The 24,903-nt window shown below is 50.7% G+C and carries 17 protein-coding genes; 8 read left to right on the top strand and 9 right to left on the bottom strand.

The annotated features are described in order from the left end of the window. Nucleotides 1-6: 6 nt before the first annotated feature. The gene (locus ACW6QF_RS06745) at nucleotides 7-3,156 is read right to left on the bottom strand and encodes a hypothetical protein (RefSeq protein WP_456087244.1); all 3,150 of its coding nucleotides are present in this window, start codon (nucleotides 3,154-3,156) and stop codon (nucleotides 7-9) included. A gap of 127 nt (nucleotides 3,157-3,283) precedes the next feature. Here ACW6QF_RS06745 and ribF point away from each other — a divergent pair, with 127 nt between their 5' ends. The 3 genes from ribF to ACW6QF_RS06730 are packed head-to-tail and all read left to right on the top strand — an operon-like array spanning nucleotide 3,284 to nucleotide 6,580. Beyond that, nucleotides 3,284-4,210: a riboflavin biosynthesis protein RibF gene (ribF, locus tag ACW6QF_RS06740; RefSeq protein WP_456087243.1), complete on the top strand. Its 927-nt coding sequence runs from the start codon at nucleotides 3,284-3,286 to the stop codon at nucleotides 4,208-4,210. A gap of 8 nt (nucleotides 4,211-4,218) precedes the next feature. Beyond that, nucleotides 4,219-5,280, top strand: a complete 1,062-nt coding sequence (locus ACW6QF_RS06735; protein ID WP_456087242.1) for a M20 family metallo-hydrolase — start codon at nucleotides 4,219-4,221, stop codon at nucleotides 5,278-5,280. Nucleotides 5,281-5,290: 10 nt separating this feature from the next. After that, nucleotides 5,291-6,580 carry a lipopolysaccharide biosynthesis protein gene (locus ACW6QF_RS06730; protein WP_456087241.1) on the top strand — a complete coding sequence of 430 codons (1,290 nt, stop codon included), beginning with the start codon at nucleotides 5,291-5,293 and terminating at the stop codon, nucleotides 6,578-6,580. Between the two features lie 59 nt (nucleotides 6,581-6,639). Here the strand turns inward: ACW6QF_RS06730 and ACW6QF_RS06725 are convergent, their stop codons facing one another. The 5 genes from ACW6QF_RS06725 to ACW6QF_RS06705 form a co-directional block, all read right to left on the bottom strand. Beyond that, nucleotides 6,640-7,971, bottom strand: a complete 1,332-nt coding sequence (locus ACW6QF_RS06725) for a murein hydrolase activator EnvC family protein (protein ID WP_456087240.1) — start codon at nucleotides 7,969-7,971, stop codon at nucleotides 6,640-6,642. A gap of 1 nt (nucleotide 7,972) precedes the next feature. Beyond that, a complete protein-coding gene (locus ACW6QF_RS06720) occupies nucleotides 7,973-8,812 on the bottom strand; it encodes a DUF4292 domain-containing protein (RefSeq protein ID WP_456087239.1) in 840 nt (279 codons plus the stop codon). Continuing rightward, nucleotides 8,805-10,571 carry a tetratricopeptide repeat protein gene (locus ACW6QF_RS06715; RefSeq protein WP_456087238.1) on the bottom strand — a complete coding sequence of 589 codons (1,767 nt, stop codon included), beginning with the start codon at nucleotides 10,569-10,571 and terminating at the stop codon, nucleotides 8,805-8,807. The genes ACW6QF_RS06720 and ACW6QF_RS06715 overlap by 8 nt, the downstream gene beginning before the upstream one ends. A 39-nt stretch (nucleotides 10,572-10,610) precedes the next feature. After that, nucleotides 10,611-11,042: a dUTP diphosphatase gene (gene dut, locus ACW6QF_RS06710; RefSeq protein WP_298553106.1), complete on the bottom strand. Its 432-nt coding sequence runs from the start codon at nucleotides 11,040-11,042 to the stop codon at nucleotides 10,611-10,613. 514 nt (nucleotides 11,043-11,556) lie between these two features. Then, nucleotides 11,557-14,058, bottom strand: coding sequence for a sugar-binding domain-containing protein (locus ACW6QF_RS06705; protein ID WP_456087237.1), 2,502 nt, complete (start codon nucleotides 14,056-14,058; stop codon nucleotides 11,557-11,559). Between the two features lie 158 nt (nucleotides 14,059-14,216). Between ACW6QF_RS06705 and porX the strand changes: the two genes are divergently transcribed. The 3 genes from porX (at nucleotide 14,217) to ACW6QF_RS06690 (ending at nucleotide 16,557) form a co-directional block, all read left to right on the top strand. Then, the gene (gene porX, locus ACW6QF_RS06700) at nucleotides 14,217-15,767 is read left to right on the top strand and encodes a T9SS response regulator signal transducer PorX (protein WP_456087236.1); all 1,551 of its coding nucleotides are present in this window, start codon (nucleotides 14,217-14,219) and stop codon (nucleotides 15,765-15,767) included. 153 nt (nucleotides 15,768-15,920) lie between these two features. Then, nucleotides 15,921-16,340: a tRNA (adenosine(37)-N6)-threonylcarbamoyltransferase complex ATPase subunit type 1 TsaE gene (tsaE, locus tag ACW6QF_RS06695; RefSeq protein ID WP_298553113.1), complete on the top strand. Its 420-nt coding sequence runs from the start codon at nucleotides 15,921-15,923 to the stop codon at nucleotides 16,338-16,340. 1 nt (nucleotide 16,341) lies between these two features. After that, a complete protein-coding gene (locus tag ACW6QF_RS06690) occupies nucleotides 16,342-16,557 on the top strand; it encodes an immunity 17 family protein (RefSeq protein WP_298553115.1) in 216 nt (71 codons plus the stop codon). 97 nt (nucleotides 16,558-16,654) lie between these two features. Here the strand turns inward: ACW6QF_RS06690 and rnr are convergent, their stop codons facing one another. Both rnr and ACW6QF_RS06680 read right to left on the bottom strand, forming a co-directional pair. Further along, the gene (gene rnr / locus ACW6QF_RS06685) at nucleotides 16,655-18,835 is read right to left on the bottom strand and encodes a ribonuclease R (protein WP_456087235.1); all 2,181 of its coding nucleotides are present in this window, start codon (nucleotides 18,833-18,835) and stop codon (nucleotides 16,655-16,657) included. An 82-nt stretch (nucleotides 18,836-18,917) separates the two neighbouring features. Further along, nucleotides 18,918-19,823: an SMP-30/gluconolactonase/LRE family protein gene (locus tag ACW6QF_RS06680; protein ID WP_456087234.1), complete on the bottom strand. Its 906-nt coding sequence runs from the start codon at nucleotides 19,821-19,823 to the stop codon at nucleotides 18,918-18,920. Nucleotides 19,824-20,018: 195 nt separating this feature from the next. Between ACW6QF_RS06680 and ACW6QF_RS06675 the strand changes: the two genes are divergently transcribed. Both ACW6QF_RS06675 and ACW6QF_RS06670 read left to right on the top strand, forming a co-directional pair. After that, the gene (locus ACW6QF_RS06675) at nucleotides 20,019-21,458 is read left to right on the top strand and encodes a tagaturonate reductase (RefSeq protein ID WP_456087233.1); all 1,440 of its coding nucleotides are present in this window, start codon (nucleotides 20,019-20,021) and stop codon (nucleotides 21,456-21,458) included. Next, a complete protein-coding gene (locus tag ACW6QF_RS06670) occupies nucleotides 21,458-22,945 on the top strand; it encodes a UxaA family hydrolase (protein WP_456087232.1) in 1,488 nt (495 codons plus the stop codon). The genes ACW6QF_RS06675 and ACW6QF_RS06670 overlap by 1 nt, the downstream gene beginning before the upstream one ends. A gap of 189 nt (nucleotides 22,946-23,134) precedes the next feature. On the opposite strand, the gene ACW6QF_RS06665 is transcribed toward ACW6QF_RS06670, so the two are convergent. Next, nucleotides 23,135-24,823 (bottom strand): Na/Pi cotransporter family protein, encoded by a 1,689-nt coding sequence (locus tag ACW6QF_RS06665; protein WP_298553123.1) that lies wholly within the window; start codon nucleotides 24,821-24,823, stop codon nucleotides 23,135-23,137. Nucleotides 24,824-24,903: the final 80 nt, after the last annotated feature.

Here is a 24,903-nt window from a genome sequence, read left to right as displayed (position 1 = left end):
ATCCAATTATTCATTAACAAATACGTCATGCACGCCCGGCCCATTGAATTTTAGCGGTTCGACCTTTCCGGTGACAGCATTCATACATTGGACGACATCGTCTCCGGCAGTCTGGACCTTGACCGCCCAACCGTTTCCTTTCTTGCAGACAGACAGGATATCCGTCGTATTGGAAGCCGGCATGACAGCCAATCCGTCAGCGCAGTGGATGGTCTCGATATGATAACGACGCACAGCTACCGGGAACTTTTTACCTTTATAAATAAAGGTGGCCGGGCGCTGATCCTGATCGCTCGCCCAATCGGCATTCAGCAGATAGATCGTACGGCCGTCCGAATGGTCCCAAACCGTGAAGCCGACGGAAGGAGCCGCTTCCATCCAGCCTTTGCAGGCTTCCTCGCCGGCAGTCTTGGCAGCGATCTCTTTCATGGCTGCCACGTAGTCGGCTTTCAACGTCGTTTCGGCAGGATAGGCTTTCCGGGGGAAATAGATGATTTTTCCCGAACCGAAGCCGATCTCCGTCTTAGTTGCCAACTGCCGGTAGTTCTCTCCCAACATCTCACGGATAACCGCGTCGTCGGCAGGGAAACGGACCGGCTGGTCGGGCTGCAACTCTTCGTTCAGATGGGCTGCCGTGAGCAAAAGCGTTCCGCCCTTGAATACAAAATCGCGGATACGCAGGAAGTCATCCGCGTCGTAACTGTTCCATCCGAGGAAGATCATCGCCTTATACCGGTCCATCACGTCTTGCGGCGCTTCGACAGGCAGCAGATCGACCGTGCCGTAAGGGGTGGAAGTGAACCAACCTTCCGGCCCGCAGCCATCCACGATATTGTCCGGATAGAAGACATTCAACAGATCGAAACTTTCACATGCCTTGTCGAACTTCCATTTATCACCCTTCTGCGACCACAGACTACCGCGGCCGAACGACTTCCAGGCGTCGTTACGTCCCTGGATCACGGCAATATTGCTTCTCAGGTCGCCACGGCGGGAATGCGTTTCCACGAAATCGAGCATCTGATGCTGGGCGAACAGGTGTTCCTTGCCGGAAACGGAATAACGGTCGTTCATGTATTCGTCCGTCCACAAGGCCTCTTCCGTATTCATATGGGATGAACCGTGCATATAAGCAACGGCCAGCGACATATACAGGCGCAGGGAATGTTTCGGATCGGTAAACGGCCCTGAGCCCCACTGCATGGCATGAAGCGTCCCGTAAAGCGGACGGCTGTAGGCGCGGGACGCACCGCGCAGGGAAGAGAGTATGATTTCTTCCGGCCCGTACATCTGTTCGGCTCCCAGCCAGTCGTAACCGGCCTGATACAGATAGCGGAACAGCGTGGACGGTCCCGTATGGCGCGTGCTCGGACCTTTGGAACAGCGGAAATTGGCAACGAGCTTGCGGGCGCCGTCGGCCATGTCCGTCACTCCCTCCGGATCATAATGGATAAAGACACCGTGGTCGGTATAAATCGGACGATGTTTGGCAAAGATTCCGCCATAAGGACGGTTGCGGGCCGCCATATCGGAGAATACTCCCTGGTACTGGAAATGCTGCCAGTAATAGTAGCCGCCGTCATTCTCATGCGCCTGCTTGCCGCGGAACATCGGGGAGGCCAATGTTTCCAAGGAGGGATTGATCCGGCTGCCTGCCAGCGTACGTCCTTCGACTTGCCAGGCGTACGGGATCTTCAGCTGGTCCAGCAACCGGGTGTAATGGCCGATGACGGCAGGATCGGCTACGCGGAAACCGCTCCACTGGTAGGAAGGGCGGAACTGATACCAGTTGCCGACCCGGTTGGAGATATACCATTTGAAGAAATAATCATACGGCGTATATTGCTTGTCGATATAGATTTCGTCACCGGACGAAAGGTAGATCTGTTCAGCCTCCTTGTCGATCACCTGGCGGATTTGCGCCTGTTCCGTACGGCTGCCGTCGTCAAACACCAACGGGATGGCGTGGCCGGCCTCGCCTGCACGCATTTCCACGACATGCAGACCGGGAGTTTCAAACAGGCATTCCTGCTCGGAAGGTGCGGCTGCACCGTTTGCCTTCACTTTGAGGCTGACATTCGGTTTGTTCGTCTCCACCAATATGCCGAAAGAGGCGTTTTTGGCAACATATTCAGGGACGGAAACGACTTCGAAATCGCGTGCGGTCTCTTCGATGATCTCCAGGCCGCGCAGTTCATACGGATAAGCGGCGCGATGCGGTTCTTTCCGGAGCGTCAGTTTCATCTCGCCACTGCCTTGCAAGGAAGACGGAAGCGGGATATAGAAGTCCGCCACATTGGATGCGCGGTCGAAAATGTTTCCCTCGAAGATCGTCTCCCCGTTAAATTCGAGCTTCCACATCGGCCAGCTGCGGGTTGCGAGGTTACAGCCGATCCAGTAGTTGTAGTCGTCCGGTTTTTGAGCAAATCGGGTGAACGGTATGGAGCAAACCGCTTTCTTGTCCTGTGCCAGGCGCGGAGCTTCCACCCAACATTCGCCGCTGAAATGCGTCCCGCCGACACGCAGGAAAGCACAAGCCACATTTTCCGGCAACACGAATGTCTCCGACACCGTCTGATAGTTTCCCGTACCTTCCGGGACCGGCATGTAGAACACGGAGTCCGGCTTGTCATAGATATCGTCAGCCGCCCGTCCCGGTTTCCGGTAGAACAGTTCGATCCCGACTCCGAAATCGCCCTTCCCGGAAACAGTCAGACCCTGTTTCTTCACGACCGGCAGCGTAACCGTCAGTTCACCCGGTTTCAGCAACTTACCGGAAATGCGGTAATAGGCATGGCGCTCGAAATCATTGTCTTCGCCTTTGAAATAAAGCGAATAACGGTCCTTTTTACGGATCACCGAATCCAGGTTGTCGTCAATATAAAACTCGGACCGGCGGAACATTTCTTCACCTCTGTTCCGGAAAGGGGCAGGCATCTTCACTCCTCCGATCACACGCAGGAATTTCCGCGTCGGGATTCCGGACTGTCCGAAGGTGACGGTTTCGGAAATGCTCTGATCGGGTTGAAGCAGATGTGTTTTTTCACTTCCTGCGGGAGTAAAGACAACCGTTCTTGTCTCTTTCCAGGAAGATGCGGCGTATGCCTGAAGTGCGGCAAATGCGATTAGGCATAGGGAGATACATGTTTTTTTCATATAAACTTAATACAAATGTTTTTCATTCAAATCACTTTCCAAATGTACGATTTATTTCCGTATTATTATTACTCGCAGTTTTTATGTACTTTTGTAGGTATAATTATAAGTACCTAAGACTGAAAAGATGATTGTTGTAAGAGACACGGAGACATTGAAAGGGAAAAGGCTGGTAGCCACTATCGGCTTTTTCGACGGAGTTCATCTGGGACATCGTTTTCTGATTCACGAACTGAAGCAGGTGGCCGAAGCCGCCGGTTTGCCTTCCGCCGTCATCACGTTTCCCGAACATCCCCGCGCAGTCCTGCACGCCGACTATCAGCCGAAGTTGCTCAATTCGTTCGAAGAAAAGTTGAAACAGCTGGCTTCCACCGGGATCGACTATTGCATCGTGCTGGACTTCACCCTCGAACTATCCCGCCTGACGGCAAAAGAGTTTATCACTACCGTATTGGCAGACCGGTTGCATGTGGACACGTTGCTGATCGGCTACGACCACCGTTTCGGGCATAACCGCGAAGATGGTTTCGAGCAGTATGTAACCTATGGCGAGACTTGCGGCATCCGGGTTATCAAGGCTTCGCAATACAGTGAAGGCGAGGCGGCCGTCAGTTCGTCCGAAATACGGAAACTCCTTGCGGAATGCCGTGTGGAGGAGGCGGCTCATCTGCTGACTTATCCATACGGGCTGAAGGGAAGCATCGTCAGCGGTTATAAGGTCGGCCGGAAATTAGGTTTCCCGACCGCCAATATCCAAGTGGACGAACCTTACAAGATTATTCCGGGCATCGGCGTATATGCCGTTCGGGTGTACCTGAACGGACAGCGTTACAAGGGAATGCTGTACATCGGCAACCGCCCGACCCTGGACAACGGGGACAACATCACGCTGGAAGTAAACATCCTCAACTTCTCAGGCGACATCTACAATAACGAAATAACAGTCACGTTCATACAACACGTACGAGGCGACATCAAATTCAACACCCTCGACCAGCTGATCGACCAACTGAAAAAAGACAGGGAGACGGTGGATAGAATATTAACGGAATAAAACATATCATGTACTACGACGCAATAGACCTATTAAAAGGGATGATTTCACGTCCTTCTTTCAGCAGGGAAGAGGGAGAAACGGCTGATTTTCTCAAGCAAAGCTGGGAAAAGGCCGGGTATAAGGTGAACCGCAAAGGGAACAATCTGTGGCTGATCGCCCCCGGTTTCGATTTGGGCAAGCCGACCCTACTGCTCAACTCCCATATCGACACAGTCAAGCCGGCTTCGGGCTGGACGAAAGACCCGTTCAATCCGGAGGAGACGGAAGACGAACGTCTGTACGGCCTCGGCAGCAACGATGCCGGCGCGAGCGTAGTCTCTCTTTACGAGGCATTCAGGGCGTTGTCAGGGAAGGAACAACCCTACAACCTGATCTTCCTGGCTTCATGCGAAGAAGAAGTCTCCGGCAAGAACGGGCTGGAAAGCGCCCTTGCCGACCTTCCCCCCATCGCATTCGCCGTTGTCGGCGAACCGACCGGCATGCAACCTGCCGTAGCCGAAAAAGGACTGATGGTACTGGACTGCGTCAGCACCGGCAAAGCCGGACACGCCGCCCGGAACGAGGGGATCAATGCGATCACGCTTGCCATGAAAGACATCGAGTGGTTCAACACCTATCAGTTCCCGGAAAAAAGCGATTTCCTCGGACCGGTAAAGATGAGCGTCACGATTATCCATGCCGGGACACAGCACAATGTCGTTCCGGACCGCTGCGAATTCACCGTCGATATCCGGACAAACGAATTCTATCCCAACGAAAAGCTGTTCGAACTGATCAAGCCGCAGGTCGGCTGCGAAATAAAGGCCCGCAGCTTCCGCCTCAACTCCACCCGTACGGATCTGCAACATCCGTTCGTACGCCGTGCCGTCATGATGGGGAAAGAACCTTTCGGTTCGCCTACTTTGAGCGACCAGGCCCTCATGCACTTCCCTTCCGTGAAGATCGGACCGGGAAACTCCGCCCGTTCCCATGCCGCCGACGAATATATCGGCCTGATGGAGATACGGGAAGCGATCGACACGTATATCAAGCTGCTCGACCAATTGACGATTGAAAGTTGGAAATGAGCAAGTTAATATGAGGGACCTCTTCACAACCATCGGTACACGCTATCTGATTGCCATCCTGAACCTGGCGCTGATCTTTATCAATGCCAAGGTATTGGGAGTCGAAGGAGTCGGGTTGGTCGGACTGATCCTGGCGGCAGTAGGAATTGCAACCATGTTCTGCGGAATATTGGCGGGAAACACAATTGTCTATTTCATGAACCGCTATTCCATGAAAGCCGTGTTTTTGCCTTCCTACTGCTGGACACCGGTCGGAGCAGGCATCGCTTGCGGCTGCATGGCTATCCTCGGACTGCTTCCCGAAGGGTATGCCTTTGACATTTATATTCTTTCCATCCTGACTTCCCTCGTTGCCGCGAACTCCCGTTTCCTGTTGGGAAAGAATCTGATCTTCGGGTTCAACCTCACCTTTGTCCTGCAAGGCGGATTATTGTTCTTTGTATTGCTGTTCCTCTATTACAGACTGAAAATACAGAATGTGGCCGCCTATCTGTGGGGAATGTATCTCACAAACGGCATTGCGTTCCTTGTCAGCCTGTTCCTGCTCCTGCCGTTTCTGAACAGAAAAGAGGCAGATCCCCGGAAAGGACGTTCCCGATACGCTCTTTTGCAGGAGATGTTCACCTACGGGCTTTGGGGAAGTGCGGACAATATCGCCGAAATCCTGACCACCCGCCTCAACTATTTCCTGATCAAACGGTTTGCCGGGTTAGGAAGCGTCGGGCTATTGGATGCGGGAACCAAGATTTCCGAAAGTGTCTGGCATATCAACCGCAGCATCGGCTTTATCGCGTATAGCTGCGTTGCCCGGACACATGATCCCGGCGAGCAGAAGCAGACCACGCTCCGGTTCTTCAAACTAACCTTTTGTGCCGTCACGCTTGCGACCGGCTGTATTCTTCTGATACCGGAATGGGTGTACACGGATTATCTGTTCAGTGCCGAGTTTGCAGGGATGCGCAACGTCATAACGGGTCTGTCAACCGGGATCATTGCATTGGCCTGTAACAGCATATTAAGCCAATATTTTATCGGGAGCGGGAAAATACGCTACAGCGCGGGCAGTTCCTTTACCGGTTTGATAAGCCTGCTTGTTTCGGGCTATCTGCTAATTCCGTCTTACGGAGTGGTCGGATCGGCCATCAGCACCAGTATAGCCTTCTGCATCATGCTGGCATTCTCCATGATTATCTTTTGTCGGAAAACGGGAACCCGGCCAAAGGACTTCCTGATCAATAAAGAGGATGTGAGGTTCGCACTCCGGAAACTCCGGTTGACGCATGACGGGAGCCAACCCTGACGCAACACCGGCGTCCATCCTGACGCACCCCCTGCATCACCCCTGACGCACCCCCTGCGTCAATCCAGCCACGGCGCCGGGTTCAGTTTCGTCTTTTCTTTCCAAAGCTGGAAATGAAGGATCGTGGCATTGCCGTCCTCGGTATCGGTAAAGATCTTTCCGATCGCCTGGCGGGTACTCACCTTATCGCCTGCCTTCACATAGACCTGGCTCAGGTTACTATAGACCGTCAGATAGTTACCGTGGCGGACAATGACCGAGTTGTTATATCCCGGAACAACGAACACGCGCGTCACCTCGCCATTGAACACGGCGCGGGCATCCGTACCCGGAGCGGTCTGGATGTCGATGCCGCTGTTATTCGTACGGACATACTTCAGTTCCTGGTGCTGCTGTTCGCCAAAGGTCGCGACAATCGTATGGCGACCGGACACAGGATAAGGCAAACGGCCCTTATTGCCTGCGAAATCATCGGACAGGCGCTTCTCGGCCTTTGTCATGGCATACCCGCCTTTGGTGTCGGCGACACGTTCCTCGCGGACCGGCTCCGTCTCCGGTTTTGTTTCGGGGACTTTCTTTCCTGAGGCAGCCGCCTTTTCACGTGCCACACGGTTCCTTTCAGCGCGGGCCGCCCGCTCGCGGGCGGCTTTGGCCTCGGCTTCGGCACGGGCGATTTCTTCGGCTATCTGCTTTTCGATCCGGCGGTTCAAGGCATCAGCCTGCTGCTTTTTCTTTTTCAGGTCGGCCTGCAACTGCTTCTGTTTCTTGTTCAACTGCTGCACCTCCTCTTTCCGGCTCGATTCCTCGGTCTGGAGCTTGCGGCTTTCATCCTCGCGCACACCCAATAAGGCGTTCTTCTCGTCACGCGTCTTTTCCAGTTCTTTCTGCTTGCCGGCAATCTCTTTCTGCTTATCGATAATTTCGGATGCCTGCTTCTTCTGCCAGTCGGCATACTCGCGAAGGTAACGCATACGGCGAAGGGACTGGGCAAAATTGTCGGCGGAAAGGATAAACAACAACTTATCCTGCGAACTGCGGCGTTTGTATATGCTTTGAACCGATTTCCCGTAATTCTGCCGCTTATTCCCCAACTCTCTTTCCAATTGGGAAATGTTCCGGCGGGAAGCGGCGATCTGCTTGTCTATTTCCCCGATCTCCTGGTTCAGGAGGCTGATGACCTGTTGACGGGAAAGGATCTGTTTGGAGAGCAGGTTCAGCCGGTTCAGCGAGTTACGCGCCGTCTGCCGCGTCTCGTCCAATAGCTGGCTGGTCATCTCGATCTCGGCAAGTGCGGCCTTACGCTGATTTTCGAGTTCGCGTACTCTTGCCGAGTTCTGTGCGGAAACAGGACCGATCGACAGCACGAATATGACGAACCAGAAGTATCTCATCTTACATTTTATTACTACTCAACGATTTGATGATCTGAGCCAACGTGATACGTTTATATTTGGCAGGAATGGAAAACTCCATTTTCACCGGGACATCCGTCTGCATACGGGAGAAATGCAACGTGATCCCCCCTTGCGAAGCACCATCCTTCATCACCTGCACATCCATCTTCATCGGGAAGGGCTGTCCGTCCGCCAGGCGAAAATCGGCATAGTCCCATTGCAAGGCGTAACGGTCCGAAGGTTCGGCGATACAGGTTGAGAGAATCTTCTCCTCCCCGTCCGCCATAAAGGTGTACAGCAGCCCCATCACATCCTTCACCTGTATTTCGGCCACGGGGCCGTCCTGCTTCAGCTTAAAGCGGTTGTACTGCTTCGGGCTGATCCCTTGCTGTCCGGGAAGGAACAGACGGTTGGTGAAAAGCGCCTGCAGATTATAGAAATTGAACTCGATCGGCGTCTGCCCTTTCAGGTTGGCGTAATTGTCAGCCACATAGCGCTTATTCATGCGGTCGATCACCTTTACGCTGTCCACACTGATCTCGGCGCGGAAAACCTCGATGCCTAAAAAAGGTTGCACGGACAACTGGAAAGCACTGTCTTTTACCATCTTCAGGTCCACACGCGAACTCATATTGTTGCCCGGCAGGTCCAAGTCCACGTTCAGGCGTGCAGTCAGGGTTTCATACTTGAACGCCTGCTCCTGCATAAGCGCAAAGAACTCGTTATGCGCTTTCGCTCCGCCCGCTTCGACCGTACCGACCTTCTTGGTCGATTTACAGCCCGTGAACGACAGGGCGATAAAAAAGGCCAGCGCAAAGGCAAGGCTTATCTTATTCATTCTTGACCTCCTCTTCTATATAGGTTCCCTCTGCGATCTTACGATCCAGCACATCGCTTTCTTTTCCCATCTCCTTCGCTTTCTTCCACTGTTCAAGCGCCTTTTCCTTATCGCCGCTCATGAAGAGGATATCGCCGTAATGATCCACCAACTCGGAGCTTTCGGTCGTATCCTTGGCAAGCGCACTCTCTATGTATATCTTGGCAAGCGTATAGTTTCCCTGCACAAAGAATATCCAGGCATAGGTATCGAGGTAAGTCGAATTGTCCGGTTCCAGTTTGACCGCCAACGCGCTCATCCGCTCCGCCTTTTTCAGGTCTTTCTTTTCCAGTGAAAGGAAATAGGCGTAATTATTGAGGACAACCACATTCTTGTCGTTGTATTTCAGCGCTTCGTCATACGCCTTGTAGGCTTCCGGCATATTCTTGACCTGATAGTAGATATCGCCTATCTGCCCGTAGAAATCGGATTTCAGCCCTACGTTCGTCTCCGGGATAATCGCCAGGCCCGCCTTGTAGGTATCCAGTGCCTCCTGGTACTTTTCCTGCTGGAAATAAGCGATCCCAAGATAGAAGTAATACTCCGGCGCATCGGGGAAAAGCTCCCGGCAACGGGTACAGATACGGATCACTTCGGGAATGTCTTCCGACTTCAACGCCAGGTTCAGGAGTTGTTGCCAGGCAGCCGCATCCGAAGGTTCCATCTCGGTAATCAGCTGGAACTGGAAACGCGCCTCGTCCGTCTTTCCCTGCGTAATCAGCAGGCTGCCGTACATCTGTTTCAGATCGATATCTTCCGGATGCTGTTCCAGCAATGTCTGGAAAAGGGCATTCGCGCTCTCGGTCCCCTTCTTCGTCTGCTGCAGTTTGAGAATATAGCGGGACAGGATACCGACTTTCGTATCGACATCCAGTTTCTCATTCACCAATGCATTGCGTATCTGTGTCTCGGCGGCGTCCTTATTGCCGACGGCTTCATAATAGTTCGCCATGGAGACAATGTAATAGGGACTTCCCGGATCGATTTCGTGTGCTTTCTGATAATATTTCAATGCCTTGACCGTATCGTTCTTTTCCAGGTGGAGATCCCCCAGAATGATCTGGTAGCGGGATTCCATCGGGAACTTGGCGGCAAGCTTTTCCACCTCTTTGAAGGCGTTACCGGTCTGCTCCAGCGCGTTATACAACTTATACTTCTGCATCGAAAGCGCTTCGCTCATGCCGATGGACGATTCGAGGGCGTCATAGGCATCGATCGCCTTCCCGATTTCACCTTCCTGCGTAAGCGCATCCGCCAGGTAATAGTTCAACTCCGGTTTTCCGGGATATTCTTTCACCAGCTTCTCATACTCTTCCGCCGCCTCGCCGAACATGCCGAGGTTGCGGCTCATTGTCGCCAACGCCAGCCGGTAGGTAAAATTATCGGAACTGTAAGCCACCGCACGCCGCAACATCTCCAGCGACTTTTCCGGACGGTTCAGCTGGGCATAAAACGAAGAAAGCTCGTATAAGACGGCCGAGGCAGTCGAGTCGATCGCCAGACAATGGTTAAAGGCATCATAAGCGGCATCGAATTTTCCGGCAGTCTTCAGGTTCAGCCCTTCGTAGAAGAAGTAATCGAATTTCCGCTGATCTCCGGCGCTCACCTTATTCGGCTTCGGCGTTGTTCCTACCTTCGCATCCTGATCCTGCGCCCTCAACGATTGCGAACTCCCGACCAGGAATAACAGAAAAGATATCGAGATCAGAGACTTTAGCATCCCTCCCATATTTTTTAATTCTTAATTCTTAATTTTTAATTATTTCCCCGTGTGACCGAAGCCGCCGGCTCCCCGTTCGGTGTCGTCCAGCCCTTCCACCGGTTGCCAAACGACCTGGCTGTGAGTCGTGATCACCATCTGGCAAATACGCTCCCCATCGTTGACGGTAAACGGTTCGGATGAGAGATTTATCAGGATTATGCCGATCTCGCCGCGATAGTCGGCATCGATAGTGCCCGGCGTGTTCAGCAATGTGATGCCATGTTTCAATGCCAGGCCGCTACGGGGGCGCATCTGTGCCTCATAGCCTTCCGGCAGCGCGATATATAGTCCGGTCGGAATCAGTTTCCGTTCAAGGGGTTTCAACACTACCGGTTCCGTCAGATTTGCACGAATATCCATTCCCGCCGACAGCGGAGTCGCGTATCCGGGCAGCGGATGGTGTGACTTATTGATGATCTTTACTTCCATAAACTCTTTATTTCCGGGCAAATTTACATAAATATCCCTGATTACCATCTCCCGGAAGTTCCATTATTCTTTAAATTATACTAAGTACACCTATATGCGTCTGCACCGGAGTACTTTGGTCTCCTTAAGGCGCTTTTTCTACAAAACAAGCAGGAAAAGTACGGAAAACAAGCGGAAATGCTCGCAAACATCCCCATCTTGCAACTTTCAACATCCGGGTGTAGCCGTCCCCTACACCCGGATGTTTCCGCTCCGGACACCCGGGTGTCCGGAAGCAATACATACCGACCGATTGATTAGCACATACTTATATTGCAAAACTTCGACTATGACTTTCAGAAAACCGGTGATACATAAGTGATACATAAGTGATAGATAAGTGATAGATAAGTGATAGACAAATACGGCATCTATCACTCCTATGCACTATGATTATCAGAACTCGCATGGTAAAGTGTGATAGAGTGACAGAGGATTCCGCACTAACAGGGTATGTAGCCAATCCCTGTTCCTCTTATTCCCCTACCTTTATTTCCACGATTGCATCCGGCAGGCCTTCCGCCGTAGCTTTCAACCGGATGGCGCCTGCCTTGCCCGTGTTTTGTACGACCGCCATTGCTTTTCCGTAGAAAGCGTGGCGTTCCGGTTTCTTGAGGCTGACGGGATCATTCTGATCTCCGTTATCTGTCCCGGCGATAAAGCCGTCCCCCTCGACCGTAAAGCGAAGAAGGTTGTCGGCATACGGCACCAAGTTTCCGTCTTTGTCCTGTATTTCCACGGTCACGAATGAAAGATCCGTGCCATCGGCGTGCAAGGCGGAACGATCGGGGATCAGCATGATCCGGGCTGGTTCGCCGGCCGTACGGATTTCACGTGCAAGCACTTCCTTGCCGTCCCTGCGGGAAACGGCTTTCAACGTACCCGGCGTAAAAGGAACCCGCCAGCAGACATGGAAAGCATCGTCCGGCTTGCTCTTGACACCCAGACTCTCGCCGTTCAGGAAAAGCTCCACTTCGTCCGCCTGGTTATAGTAGGCCCAGACATCGACAGTCTCTCCCTTTTTCCAGTTCCAGTGCGGGAAAAGATGAAGGACCGGCGTGTCGGTCCATTCGCTCTGGTACATATAATAGACATCTTTCGGAATACCTGCCAAGTCGACAATACCGAAGAAACTGCTACGGCTCGGCCACCAGTAAGGTGTCGGTTCGCCCAGATAGTCGAAGCCCGTCCAGATAAACATACCTGAAACATAAGGCAACCGCTTGACTTCCCGCCAAGTCACCTCGTGGGTCGAACCCCAAGGCACATGGCAGTTGTCATAAGCCGAGCAAAGATGTTCGGGGCGGTCGAAACGATCCCGCCAGGTGTTCGGCCAGACATACATCGAATCGGAGGGCATCTGGTAGTAGCCGCGTGTCATCAGGGCGGAAGTAGACTCGCTTACGATCAACGTCTTGCCCGGAAAATTCTGCGGGAACGGCTCGTAATTCTTTTCGTGATAGTTGAACCCCAATACATCCAACGCATTCGAACGGAAGATCAGGTTACCCGGCGTCGCTTCGTTGTTGGCAGCAGTGACAGGGCGTGTCTTGTCCAGGCGCTTGACGATCGCCGCCAGCGAATGAGCGATCAATCCTTGTACGCTCATGGCGGTATCGGACAAGATCTTGTCATCCACCGGATGGCCTGCATTGAGGATCAGGTTGGCGGCTTCGAGGCTGAGGGTGTCGGCATCGGCATGTTGCCATTGCTCCAGCACTTCGTTTCCGATGCTCCACATAAAGACGGACGGATGGTTACGGTCGCGCAGGATCTGGTCTGTCAAGTCCTTTTCATGCCATTCGTCAAAATATCGGGCATAGTCGTACGGCGATTTCCGTTTCCGCCACATGTCGAAAGCCTCGTCCTGCACCAGCAATCCGATCCGGTCGCAGATGTCGAGCAGTTCGGGTGCCGGGGGGTTATGGCTGGTGCGGACGGCATTGGCGCCCATGTCTTTCATCATTTGCAATTGACGCTCGAGCGCCCTCGGATTGACCGCGCTTCCGAGGCATCCCAGGTCATGATGCAGGCAGACGCCCAATATTTTGGTCGGTTCTCCGTTCAGGGAGAATCCCGTATGCTCGTCCCAATCGAACTTGCGTATGCCGAATGTGGTTCGATAGCGGTCCGTCAGTTTATTGCCGACTTTCACCTCGGTTATGGCGGTGTACAGATAAGGATTCCGGACGCTCCATAGTTCCGGATAGAACATTTCTATCGTGTGTGTAACCATTTTCTTTCCTCCTGCGGCTATCTCGGCCGGGGAGGATATCCGGTAGAGGGTCTTTCCTTCCTTGTCTTGTATCAGGGTGGAAACTTCCACGGTCACATCGGATGCCTCGTTTTTCAAAGTCGTTTCAATCTCGACCGTACTCTTGTCCGCATTCATGACCGGAGTAGTGATGTTCGTCCCCCAATTGTCCACATGGACTTGTCCGGTTTTCACCAACCACACATTCCGGTAAATGCCGGAACCCGAATACCAGCGGGAGTTAGGTTGCTCGCTGTTATCGGCCCGTACAACCAAGACATTCTCCTCCTTGCCATAATTCAGATAGGGTGTCAGGTCATAACGGAACGAGACATACCCGTTGGGGCGGAAACCTAACAAATGCCCGTTCAGCCAGACTTTACTGTTCCGGTAAACGCCGTCGAAATCAACATAGATGACCTTCCCCTTGTCGCTTTCCGGCAGTTTGAAGTGTTTCCGGTACCATCCCGTTCCGCCGGGCAACGCACCGCCTCCGGGAGTCGCCGGGTTATCGAGGGAGAAATCCGCCTCAATGCTCCAGTCGTGAGGCAGGTTCAGGACCCGCCAATCGCTGTCATCCGTACCGGGTGCGGAGGCATTGGCTTGTTTTTCAGTCAGAGCAAAGCGCCATTCCTTGTTGAAAGATATTCTCTCACGGCCTTTTTCCTGTGTGGCACATGCAGTAAGAAGCAGGCAGATCAGGGCAAATACGGATAGTCTCATACGTGTATAGTTAACTCGTTTATATTATACAAAGGTAATACAAAAGAGCCTAAAAAATGAGGGAAGAACATACAAAATAAAGGGGTATATCGTTATAATATCATACATTTGTAGGGATGAACCCGGTTTGTTCATTTTCAAAAAAGAAAGATAAAACTATGGCAGCAAAGAAAGACAGAGTGCTTTGGGCAGACGATGAGATAGATTTGTTAAAGCCGCACATCCTTTTCCTGCAGGACAAGGGATATGAGGTGATTCCGGTAATCAGCGGGCAGGATGCCATCGAATGCTGTAAGGAAGAGTCGTTCGACATTATTTTCCTGGACGAAAATATGCCGGGGCTGACCGGATTGGAAACATTGGCGCAGATCAAGGCGATCAATCCCGATGTCCCTGTCGTCATGGTTACCAAGAGCGAGGAAGAAAGCATCATGAACCAGGCTATCGGTAACAAGATCGCCGATTACCTGATCAAACCGGTCAATCCGAACCAACTGCTCTTGTCTATCAAGAAGAATGTCCATAAGAATGTAATCATATCCGAGACGACGACTGTCGGCTATCAGCAGGAGTTCGGGCGTATCGGCATGCAGATCAACGACTCGCTGACGACCGACGACTGGATGGAGGTGTACAAGAAGCTCGTCTATTGGGAGATCGAACTGGAAAACAGCCAGGTACCGATGACCGACATGCTCCGCATGCAGAAACAGGAGGCAAACAGTGCATTCGGCAAATTTGTCAAAAAGAAGTATGTGGACTGGATTCAGAATCCCGATATCCGCCCGTTGATGAGTCCGGATTTGTTTAAAAAGAAAGTATTCCCGATGCTCGACAACGGAGATAAAGTTTTTTTCATCCTGATCGACAATTTCCGTCTCGACCAGTGGCGCGAAGTAAAAGATCTGCTTGCCGAATACTATACGTTCGACGAGAGCCTGTACTACAGCATCCTTCCGACCGCCACACAGTATGCCCGCAACTCGATCTTCTCCGGACTGATGCCTTTGCAGATCGAAAAGATGTTTCCGGAACTTTGGGTGGACGAGGACAGCGAGGAAGGGAAAAACCTGAACGAAGCACCGCTTATCCAGACGCAGATCGAGCGGTTCCGCAAGAAATATACCTTCTCCTACCATAAGGTACATGATTCGCAGTATAACGACAAATTGCTGAATATCGTTCCTTCCCTGCTTCATAACCAGTTGAATGTGGTGGTACTGAACTTTGTCGATATGCTGTCCCATGCCCGTACCGAAAACAAGATGATCCGCGAACTGGCACAGAGCGAAGCGGCATATCGCAGCCTGACACGCTCCTGGTTCCAACATTCGGGTACGCTGGAACTTTTCAAGCGCATTGCCGGAAAAGGGTATAAAGTGATCGTCACGACCGACCACGGTACGATCCGCGTCGATAACCCGCAGAAGGTGATAGGCGATAAGAATACAAACACCAACCTGCGCTATAAGGTAGGCAAGAACTTGAATTATAATCCGAAAGACGTGTTTGACATCCGTTTTCCCGACAAAGCGGGGTTACCATCCCCGAACCTGAGCAGCAAATATATCTTTGCGATGAACAACGATTTCTTTGCTTATCCGAACAACTACAATTATTATGTCTCTTATTATAAGAACACATTCCAGCACGGCGGTATCTCGATGGAGGAAATGTTGGTTCCTTTCATCACGATGACAGTAAAATAATCGGCAACTGCAAAATAATTGGCAATTGGCAATTGACAATTGACAATTGTTTTAACTTTGCAACCATAAACACCAATTGCCGGTTGCCAGTTACCGATTCTCTTTCTTTCTGAATGGTCTATTGTCAATTGCCAATTGTCAATTATTAAAGTTATGCGTACAATTAAAATCGAAAGTTTAGATACGATCCGTCAAGCAGCCAAAGAGTTTATTGCCGAAATGGACGACCGTACCGTTTTCGCTTTCCGGGGCGATATGGGAGCCGGGAAGACCACTTTTATCAAGGCTATCTGCGAAGAGTTAGGCGTAGAGGATGTCATCAACAGCCCAACGTTCGCCATTATCAACGAATATCGCAGCAGCGAAACCGGTGAACTGATCTATCATTTTGACTTCTACCGTATCAACAAACTAAGTGAAGCGGAAGATATAGGCACGGAAGACTATTTCTATAGCGGTGCTCTCTGCTTTATCGAATGGCCGGAAAAGATCGAAGAATTATTGCCGGGTGACGTTGTGGAAGTCGCCATTACAGAGAACCCGGACGGTTCCCGCACCGTAGAAGTGAAGTAAGATGGAACCTACCGAATATTTTATCCTGATACTCTTTATCGCATTAGGGGCATTCTCGATTATCGCTGCGATCCTGAATCTCGACTGGTATTTCCAGACCAGCGGAGCCATGACATTCGTCAAGTGGCTGGGACGCAAAGGCGCCCGTATCTTTTATGCTCTTTTAGGATTGGGATTGATAGCCTGTGGAATGGCAGGACTTATCTTCTGGAATTGACAATGAGCAAGGCAATGAACAATTGACAATTGACAATTTAAGATGTAACGAACCGGCCAAGGCCCGGACCAATTGTCAATTATCAATTGTCATTTGTTCAGACCAGTGCAAAGTCCAGTTGTTTCTTTTCCAGGTTAGCTTGTGCCACTCTCACCGTGATGGCATCTCCTAATCGGTAAATACGCTTTGTTTTACGTCCGAGCAGGCAATAGTTCTTGTCGTCAAACTCGTAAAAGTCGTCATCGAGGTCGCGAATCGGAACAAGCCCTTCGCATTTGTTTCCATTCAGTTCCACGTACAACCCCCATTCGGCGACACCAGACACGGTTCCGTCGAATACCAGCCCCAACTTATCCTTCATAAACTCGACCTGCTTGTACTTGATAGAAGCGCGTTCAGCACTTGAAGCCAACACTTCCATATCGGAACAATGTTTACAATAATCCTCATATTTGCTCTTTATCACACTACGACCGCCTGACAGATAGCGTTCCAGCAAACGGTGCACCATCATATCCGGATAACGGCGGATGGGAGAAGTGAAGTGTGTGTAATAGTCCATTGCCAGCCCATAGTGGCCGACATTATCCGTCGTATAACGGGCTCTCTGCATGGAACGGATGGCCAGCGTCTCCACCAGATTCTCTTCCGGTTTACCTTGTACGCTATCCAGCAGCTTGTTAATCCCTTTTGAGATATCCGTTTTCGTCCCTTCCGTACGCATCTTATAACCGAAGCGGCTGATGAATGCGGAAAAGTCTTTTAGTTTCTCAGCATCCGGCTGTTCATGGATACGATAGACGAACGTTTTCTTTGTCTTATTCTTGCTCAATCCGACGAACTCGGCGACCGTACGGTTTGCCAATAACATGAATTCTTCGATCAGTTTATTGGCTTCCTTCGATTCTTTGATATAAGTTCCTAACGGTTTACCGGTCTCGTCTATGTCGAATTTGACTTCGTAACGGTCGAAAGCGATTGCCCCGTCTTTGAAACGCCGGTCGCGCAGTTTTTGCGCCAGGCCGTTAAGTGCTTGGATTTCTTCTTTATATTCACCTTCTCCCGTCTCGATGACAGCCTGAGCTTCTTCGTAAGTGAAGCGGCGGTCGCTCTTGATAATGGTACGGGTGATATGGGATTGTCGGACTTCGGCATTCTTACTCAGCTCGAAAATCACGGAAAAACAAAGTTTTTCTTCATCCGGCCGGAGCGAACAGATCTGATTGCACAAACGTTCCGGCAGCATCGGGATGGTGCGGTCCACAAGATAAATAGATGTCGCACGACTGAAAGCCTCCCGGTCTATCAGGCTTTCCGGTCTGACGTAATAGGTCACGTCGGCGATATGGACGCCTATTTCCCAATTGCCATTTTCCAGCTTACGGGCGGAAAGGGCATCATCGAAGTCCTTAGCGTCTTTCGGGTCGATCGTAAAAGTCGTGATGTTACGGAAATCCTCACGTTTGGCAATTTCTTCCTCAGAGATAGTTTCCGATATCCTTTCCGCAGCCTTTTCAACGTTGGCCGGATAGCTATACGGGAGGTCGAACTCAGCCAGGATAGCGTTCATCTCCGCATTGTTGTCACCGGCAGCACCTAAGATATCGACCACCTCACCCAGCGGGTTCTTGGCTTCTTCCGGCCATTCGGTGATACGGACGATTGCTTTGTCGCCGGTCTTGCCGCCTTTCAGCTTGTCTTTCGGAATAAAGATGTCGTTTGCGAGCGTCTTGTCTTCCGTAATAAGAAACGCAAAGCCTCTGGTTACCTGTAGCTTTCCGGTGATCGAGCGTCGCTGGCTCTCCAATATCTCGATAACCTCGCCTTCCGGATCAGCTCCTTTTCTCTTGGCATGAAGCTGTATTTTTACCTTATCGCCGTTAAGCGCATGTGCGGAGTTTCGCTCTGCCACGAAAATAGGCGTTCCCCCATCTTCGGGAATAAAAGAGTTCTTGCCATTCTGACGGCGCATAAAGGTCCCGACAACAGTCGTTCCCCAATCGTTATAACGGTAGCGACCCCGATCTATCTCGGATATGAAGTTATCGGAAGAAAGATCGTACAGGATATCCACCACCTGCAATTTCTGCACCTGATTGGTTACTCCTATCAGACTGCTGATCTGTCGATAGTTAAAAGGTTCTTTGGGAGAAGACTTGAAAACGTCGATGATGGCATTGATCATAACCTCTTTTTTCATCCGTTTGTTTTCACCTTTGGAGCTGCTTTTCTTCTTCCCCGGTTTATTACTTTTCTTTTCAGATTTATTCTTAGTCATATTTCTTTTTCAATGTTTTACAAAGTAAACAATAAATTTCGAGAAGCTGTTTACATTTGTGATAAATAATCTTCGGGAGATTTCATTCCCCGAAACAGTTGGCCCTTACACCTTTAGCCCCCGGTTTGCAACAAAATACACTGCCGCTTAACGGGTATTCCCGAAGTTGCTCTTCGGACAATCCTGCACGAGCCGTTGTAATATAAAGCGTATCCATTTTTTTGCCTCCGAAAGCGCAGGAAGCGACATTAGGCGCCGGCACCTCTACTTTTGCCAGCAACTCTCCTGTGTAAGGATTGTAGCAATAGACACCATAACCGCCCCATTGGGCAACCCAGAGGTGGTCGTCGCTGTCGATTGCCATACCATCGGGCGCTCCCGTTCCATCGGGCAAAGTAACGGCTATACCGTCGAACAGGATCTCTCCGTTGTCGGCATCGTAGCGGTAGCGGGCTACTTTGCCGGTCGGCGTATCGTTGTAGTACATGAACTTCTTATTGGACGACCAGACGATCCCGTTTGAGATCGTGACCTTTTCCAGTTTTTCAGTGACGGTTCCGGCAGGCGAAACAGCATATAAGGTCCCGGCATCTTTAGGCGCACCGAACCCCATCGTCCCGATCCATAGACGTCCGGCAGGATCGCATTTACCGTCGTTGCAGCGCACTTTTCCGTTTTCGTCCGGTATCGGAGCGATAGAAGTGGTATGTCCGTCATGCAGGTTTACCCGTACGATTTCATTTTGCAGGGCTATGATAACCGTACTGTCCGTTTCGGGAACCACCGTCGATACCATACGATCGAATTTCCAGGAACTGCATTCTTTTGTATCGGGATGATATTCGTATAATGTTTGCCCTTCAATATCCACCCAGAATAAGGTGTGACGTTCGGGATGCCAGATAGAACCTTCTCCGGTAGTCGCTTCAGCCTGATAAGCCAACTCTGCCGGAATCATTTCGACCTTAGGTGAGCAGGATGTCGTCATAATTAAAATAGATAGTAAAACAGATGTGTTAATAAGAAAATGTTTCATGGTATAAATAAAGCCTGTTCTTGCCAGTTATGGATAAGTTTTATGCAAACATACTAAATAAATCCGAGATTTCCTTTAAATTAGAGCCCGAATTTATATAATCGGCTCTGATTGCCATTAATGAACAGATTTTAAATTAAGATTAAAATGAAAGAGTTGAATGAAAAAACTGCCGGCAAAATGCTGTATCCGGAACGGATCATCCAGTTCGGCGAAGGCAATTTCCTCCGTGCATTCGTGGATTGGATTATCCAGAAAATGAACGAGAAAGTAGATTTTAACAGCAGTGTCGTGGTAGTCCAGCCCATCGACCGGGGGATGGTCGGCATGTTGAACGCACAAGATGGCTTGTACCATGTCAATCTTCAGGGGTTGGACAAAGGCGAAAAGGTCGACAGCCTTACCCGGATCGATGTGATAAGCCGTGCGTTGAATCCTTATGCGGACTTTTCCGCTTTTATGCAACTGGCGGAACAGCCGGAGATGCGTTTCGTCATTTCAAACACGACGGAAGCAGGAATCGCCTTCGATCCGGCATGCAAGTTGGAGGACGCGCCTGCCTCTTCCTATCCGGGCAAGCTGACACAATTGCTTTATCACCGTTACAAGACATTTAACGGAGACAAAGACAAAGGCTTGATTATCTTTCCATGCGAATTGATTTTCCTGAACGGGCATAAGCTGAAAGAAACCATTTACCAGTATATCGATTTATGGCAATTAGGAGAAGATTTCAAAGCCTGGTTTACGGACTGTTGCGGTGTATATGCGACGCTGGTCGACCGTATTGTTCCGGGATTCCCGCGTAAAGAGATCGATTCGATCAAAGAGAAACTGCAATATAACGACAATCTGGTCGTGCAGGCGGAGATATTCCATTTATGGGTAATCGAAGCGCCCGAATCGGTTGCCCACGAGTTCCCGGCAGACAAGGCAGGCTTGAATGTGCTGTTTGTTCCGAGCGAGGAGCCTTACCACCAGCGGAAGGTGACCCTTTTGAACGGCCCTCATACGGTTTTGGCTCCCGTTTCCTGGCTTTCCGGGGTGAATATCGTGCGGGATGCCTGCCAACACGATATTTTGGGGAAATATATCCGCAAGGTGATGTTCGGAGAACTGCTGGAAACATTGGATTTGCCGAAAGAAGAACTGGTGCAGTTCGGCAATGACGTCATGGAGCGTTTCAATAACCCGTTCGTCGACCATTCGGTCGTTTCCATCATGCTGAACTCCTTCCCTAAATATGAAACACGCGACCTGCCGGGTTTGAAAACCTATCTGGAACGGAAAGGCGAGTTGCCCCAAGGACTGGTGTTAGGCTTGGCAGCCATTATTACCTATTATAAGGGATATGTCCGTACCGACGGGACAAGATCCGAGCCGAATGATTCCGCCGAAATCCTTCAACTGCTACAGGGCCTTTGGGCTACCGGCTCGACCGGACAGGTCGCCGAAGGCGTATTGGCAGCGACTTCCATTTGGGGGGAAGACCTGAACCGCATTCCGGGATTGACCGGTATGGTAAAAGGGTTCCTGGATGCCATTGAAGAAAAAGGAATGCTTAATGTCGTTAAAGAAATTTGCTGATGCGGACTTATATACAGATAAATCCGGCAGACAATGTCGTTGTCGCCGTAAAGGATTTACAGGCCGGTACAACTTTGGACATCAACGGTCAAACGATCGTCGTCCTGCAGGATATCCCTGCAGGACACAAAGTAGCCTTACAGGACTTTAAGGAGAAAGACCTTATCGTTAAATATGGTGCTCCCATCGGACATGCCCGCGAGACGATCACTGCCGGAAGTTGGGTGAACGAAAAGAATATCAAGACCAATCTGGAAGGGTTACGGGAGTATGAATTCAATCCGCAGCCCATTCCGGAACAGCCATCCGGAAAACCGCTTTCCTTTAAAGGATATCGCCGCAAAAACGGAGAAGTGGGAATCCGGAATGAGATATGGGTGATCCCGACCGTCGGTTGCGTCAACGGCATCACCCACCGGCTGGCAGACAAATTGCGTGAGGAGACGCAAGGCGCCGGAGTCGATGCGATCGTCGCATTCCCTCATAACTATGGCTGTTCCCAACTGGGAGACGATCATGAAAACACCCGGAAGATTTTGCGGGACATGGTCCTGCATCCGAATGCCGGCGCCGTTCTCGTTGTCGGATTAGGCTGCGAAAACAACCAGGCCGGCGCTTTCCGGGAAATGCTTGGCGATTACGATACGGAACGCATCCGCTTTATGGAAACGCAGAAGGTGGACGATGAACTGGAAACGGGAATGGAACTGTTGCGGGAACTCTATGCGATTGCTTCGCACGACCAGCGGACGGATATTCCTTTAAGTGAATTGCGTGTAGGATTGAAATGCGGAGGATCGGACGGCTTTTCCGGCATTACGGCCAATCCGCTGCTGGGTGTCTTTTCCGACTTTCTGGTAGCACAGGGAGGAACGACTGTCCTGACGGAAGTTCCGGAGATGTTCGGAGCCGAGACGATTCTGATGAACCGGAGCGAATCGAAAGCCGTCTTCGAGAAGACCGTTCATCTGATTAACGACTTCAAATCCTATTTTATAGAGAACAAACAGCCGATTTACGAGAATCCTTCTCCGGGTAATAAGGCGGGAGGCATTTCCACCCTGGAAGAAAAGTCACTGGGTTGTACGCAAAAAGCCGGAACTTCTGCTGTCCGGGATGTCATGCTTTACGGCGAACGGCTAAAGACAAAAGGACTGAATTTGTTGAGCGCTCCCGGAAACGACCTCGTGGCCAGTACGGCCCTTGCCGGTTCCGGCTGTCATCTGGTTTTGTTTACGACCGGCAGAGGAACTCCGTTCGGAACGTTTGTTCCGACGGTCAAAGTTTCGACCAACAGCAATCTATATGCCCGCAAGCCGAACTGGATCGACTTCAATGCCGGCTCCCTTTTGGAGGGCAAAAGCATGGAGGAACTTTGTGAATGCTTTATCCGGTTTATCATCGGTATCGCAAGCGGCATCCCGACTAACAACGAAAAGAACGGCTACAGGGAGATCGCAATCTTCAAATCCGGTGTGACGCTGTGATCCACTCAAGTCCAATATAAAAGAACAGCTCGGTTGTTGGAAGGTGTGAAACTAAATGTCCCACTAAAGAACCAGGTTCGCGGATGACGCGGATCGGGCGGATCTTAACGGATAAAATAATTAAAATCCGCTTTCATCCGTTTCATCCGCGTCATCCGCGAACCTGGTTCTTTAATGCTTCAAATATTCTTATATCTTCTTCTCGATAACCGCCTGTACCACATTCAGCACGTAGTCGCCCAACTTTTCGGCTTCACCAATGATATCCATGTAGTAGACACCGTCCTGATACTGGTATTTCTTGTTGTTGATGTCTTCCACATTGTGGATCTTCAACTGGTTGCGGTAATTGTTTATTTCGTTTTCGATGTTGTAAGACGGGTTGACATCGTCGCGCACAAGCTCCGACTTCTTCAGTATCTCGATCATGCGATGCAAGGCTTTCTCCGTAAGTGCCAGCATCTGGTCCACATTATGGTTCTGCTCGTCTGTGAATGTCGATTTGAACTCGTTGCGGCGTTTGATGCTTCGCGCCATGTTATTGCAAGAATCTGCTATACTCTCGATTTCCGATACGGCACGCAGCATAATGCGGATTTCTTCCTTACCTTCCGAACTCAAGCGGCCTTCAGCTACGCAGGTCAGATAGTTGGCGATCTCTATCTCCATCCGGTCGCTGATGCTTTCGTATTTCTCGACACGGCTATAGGTTTTCAGGAAAGCATCCTCGTTCTTCTCGTAGAACAGCTCTTTCACCATATCCAGCATACGGCCGGTACGCTCGGCAAACAACGTGATCTCCTTATGTGCCTGCAAGATCGAAAGTTCGGCGGTCGACAGCATACCCCCCGTAATATAGCGCAGGCGGTACTCTTCGTCTTCCTCCTTCTTGCCTTTGATAAGGAACCGGACTGTTTTCTCGATCAGCCCGACAAACCAGATCATGATGAACGTATTGCTGATATTGAAAGCCGTATGGAAAGCCGCCAGCTTGAAAGAGACTGCCACCGATGGATCGGAAATGCGCATCACGTTCGTGACGAACCAGGAAACGGCATTGGTGAACGGATAAAACAGAATCAGTACCCAGATCACGCCGAATATATTAAAGACAAGATGCGCCAAAGCCGCCCGCCTGGCTTGCGTGTTACCGGTCAAAGCCGCCAGGTTGGCCGTGATCGTCGTTCCTATGTTCTCACCCAATACGAGCGCCACACCCAATTGATAGTCGATCCACCCGTTGGCACACATAATCAACGTGATGGCCATCGTTGCAGCAGAAGCCTGCACGATCATGGTCAGGATAGCCCCGATAAACAGGAAGAGGATGATAGAGAAAAAGCCCATATCGGCATAATTCTGCACGAAGGCAAGCATCTCCGGATTGGCTCCGAGATCCGGAGCATTGGCTTTCAGGGCTTGAAGCCCCATAAAGAGGAAAGAGAAACCGAATATGAATTCTCCGATCGATTTACGTGAACTTTTCCCGGAAAACAAAAGCGGAATACCGAACGCGAGTAAAGGAAGGGCGAAAGCCGCAATATCGACCTTGAATCCGAGAGCCGAGATCAACCAGGCGGTAACGGTCGTACCGATATTGGCTCCCATTATGACTCCGATGGATTGGGTAAGGGTGAGCAGGCCGGCGTTTACGAAACTGACCACCATGACCGTAGTGGCGGACGATGATTGGATCAGGGCGGTGATCAAGACCCCCGTAAGAACACCGGTAACCCTGTTGGTCGTCATGGCCGTCAGAATCCTGCGCAGACTGTCCCCCGCAAACTTCTGCAGACCTTCGCTCATGATCTTCATACCATACAGGAACAACCCCAGGGAACCTATAAGGCGTAGAAAATCAAAAAATGAATAGTCCATTTAAAATACGTTTAAGTGGATGTATATCCGATTAATATTCCTAACTTTAGGGGACAAAAGTATAAATAATAACTGAGATA

It is taken from the genome of Parabacteroides sp. (assembly GCF_977054455.1).
This window is presented reverse-complemented; position numbering and strand designations above follow the sequence as displayed.